A 1,964-nucleotide genomic window follows, 5' to 3' on the forward strand; every position below is an offset into this window, starting at 1 on the left:
ACTTGTTACAGCGCAGTGTGTAAACACAGCCAGAAACTGGACTGACATTGGTACTAAACGATGACTGAGGCGAAAGCCAAGGGCCTTAATTAATCATCAATAATGCTTAATTAAACTGCCTAAATTCATATGGGTGACTGGTGCATATTCACACCAATCGACGTCATTACTAGGTGCGTAGTCATATTTAAATTAAGTTTAAATAATAAGAACACTTGGTTTTTGAATAAAAAGATCAAGAAAACACAGCTGCCTGCTTGACCGGAATTTTCTAATGGGTGACCCCTTTAGCTTCACAGGGCGTGTTGTTATGTTTAACGAAGCCTAGTAAGAAGAGCCAAGCCTGCCAAGGTCAAAGTTCCTAAAACGCCTAGGGCAGCGCCTTTCGCAAAGCCAGCTTCATGACCTCTTGAGTAGCCTTTTTCTTCCCCTGCGGTATACCCTTTAAAGTCCTCACTTCGTTCACTGGCAAAAATGTAGTCTTTATATTCTTGCGCCATTTCAGGCTTTTCCATAAGGCGTTCTAATAATTTTTTGGCCGCCTCAACTGTAAATCGATTCAGTTCAGCAAATTCCTTTAATTCATTATCATCTTTAAGAATTTCTTGTGCATTTTCGTATATATCTTTTTTCATGATACCTCACTGCTGGTAGAAAAATTAAGTAAACATAAAGAGACTGTAGAATAACTCCAACAGCCAAATTCAATTAAAAAACGAGCCCCTGTAATTAACTCTTAGCGTTTTTAAAGTATTAGGTAATGCATTTGAAACTAATAGAACTGACTATTTTCTTTAAGAAGATTAATTCTACAGCCTCACTTCTCTGTTAACAGGGAAAATTTAGTTAGCTACAATTCGAGCGAAGAGAGATAGCCAATTGTATTTTTTCCTTGTTGAACAACTTGTTATGCAGCTTTATGGCAAACCCAATTTTTTGAGAGTAACTAACTGTTCGCTTTGATAAACTCTGCAACTTCAATTTCCTTAGATTTGGAGAAAATCCATCCCTTAAGGGTTTTATTTCATTTACAGCAAAATTTAGGATGGGTGTCATGTTTATGCATTTTGTACTAACTAAAACGTAGTCCTTAACTTTAAAAAGAGCAAAATTTAGCATGGGTGTCACTGTTAATTAAAGCTTTTAACCAATTTATGTTTTGATGTATGAAGTCAAGATTTGACCCTATTTACTACTATTTACTAAAGGTGGCAAAGCAATTGGCGGACTTACAGCCTTAGCTGGCGGAGCTGCAATGTTAGCCAATGGTATTTTAATTACCTTTGGCCGTGATGGATTTCTTCCATCAGCTGTTGCTGGCGCCTCAGGCATGATTGCAACGTTACTTTTAGCGATATGCTTAATAAGCCTTTACCGCAAACAAGACTAAGGCTTAATAGCTCACAAGTCATTGGCTCTTTTTGAATAAAGTATAAACATCGGCGCATATTACATATAAGAATTCGCCGATGTTTTACATTTAAAGCATTCCCCTAGCCTATCTCAAAAGCTTTTAACTAATTTATGTTTTGATGTATGGAATCAAAATTTGACACCATTTACCCAATAGCCTCTTGCTAGTTTTGTGTATTCTCAATAGGTCAATCTTTATGAGCTAAATATAACAATGCTATAAAATTAACTACAGGAATTAAAAAAAGAAAACCCATCCAGCCTTTAAAACCAGCTCTAGTAAATACGCGCCAACCTGCAAACGCTATCAATGCCCAAATTGCGGTAGCTATAATAAAACCCATTATACATTCTCCTTAAATCTAGGCCATTCTGAGAAAGCTAAATAAAACAAAAACGCCAGGTTTAGTGCTGGAATCCAAAATACAAATATTGGCGTGTCTTTAAATCCAGCCTTAAAATAAATTTTACTTATTGCATGTCCACTTGCAAACCAAATTGCTAATACAATTATTATTTCTATTACTACCACACAGTTCTCCTTTAGTATT

3 protein-coding genes and 1 pseudogene are annotated in these 1,964 nt (G+C 36.0%); 1 reads left to right on the forward strand and 3 read right to left on the reverse strand.

Translation table 11 applies throughout. From position 1 onward, the window contains the following. Nucleotides 1-314: 314 nt before the first annotated feature. The gene (locus L647_RS0102700) at nt 315-635 is read right to left on the reverse strand and encodes a hypothetical protein (protein WP_024609830.1); all 321 of its coding nucleotides are present in this window, start codon (nt 633-635) and stop codon (nt 315-317) included. A gap of 569 nt (nt 636-1,204) precedes the next feature. Here L647_RS0102700 and L647_RS1000000125580 point away from each other — a divergent pair. After that, nucleotides 1,205-1,390: pseudogene (locus L647_RS1000000125580) on the forward strand (thiamine biosynthesis protein ThiC); the annotation flags it as partial. Between the two features lie 211 nt (nt 1,391-1,601). Here L647_RS1000000125580 and L647_RS1000000126090 read toward each other — a convergent pair. Next, nucleotides 1,602-1,757: a hypothetical protein gene (locus L647_RS1000000126090; RefSeq protein WP_173399985.1), complete on the reverse strand. Its 156-nt coding sequence runs from the start codon at nt 1,755-1,757 to the stop codon at nt 1,602-1,604. Beyond that, a partial coding sequence (locus L647_RS0102715) for a hypothetical protein (RefSeq protein ID WP_024609831.1) occupies nt 1,757-1,964 on the reverse strand: 208 nt, incomplete at its 5' end. The genes L647_RS1000000126090 and L647_RS0102715, both read right to left, overlap by 1 nt.

It is taken from the genome of Pseudoalteromonas sp. TB64 (assembly GCF_000498095.1).
Classification (GTDB): domain Bacteria; phylum Pseudomonadota; class Gammaproteobacteria; order Enterobacterales; family Alteromonadaceae; genus Pseudoalteromonas.

What these genes read in the sequence shown, in the direction of transcription:
- L647_RS0102700 (WP_024609830.1), bottom strand. Translation starts at nt 635, where the DNA reads ATGAAAAAAGATATATACGAAAATGCACAAGAAATTCTTAAAGATGAT.
- L647_RS1000000126090 (WP_173399985.1), bottom strand. Translation starts at nt 1,757, where the DNA reads ATGGGTTTTATTATAGCTACCGCAATTTGGGCATTGATAGCGTTTGCA.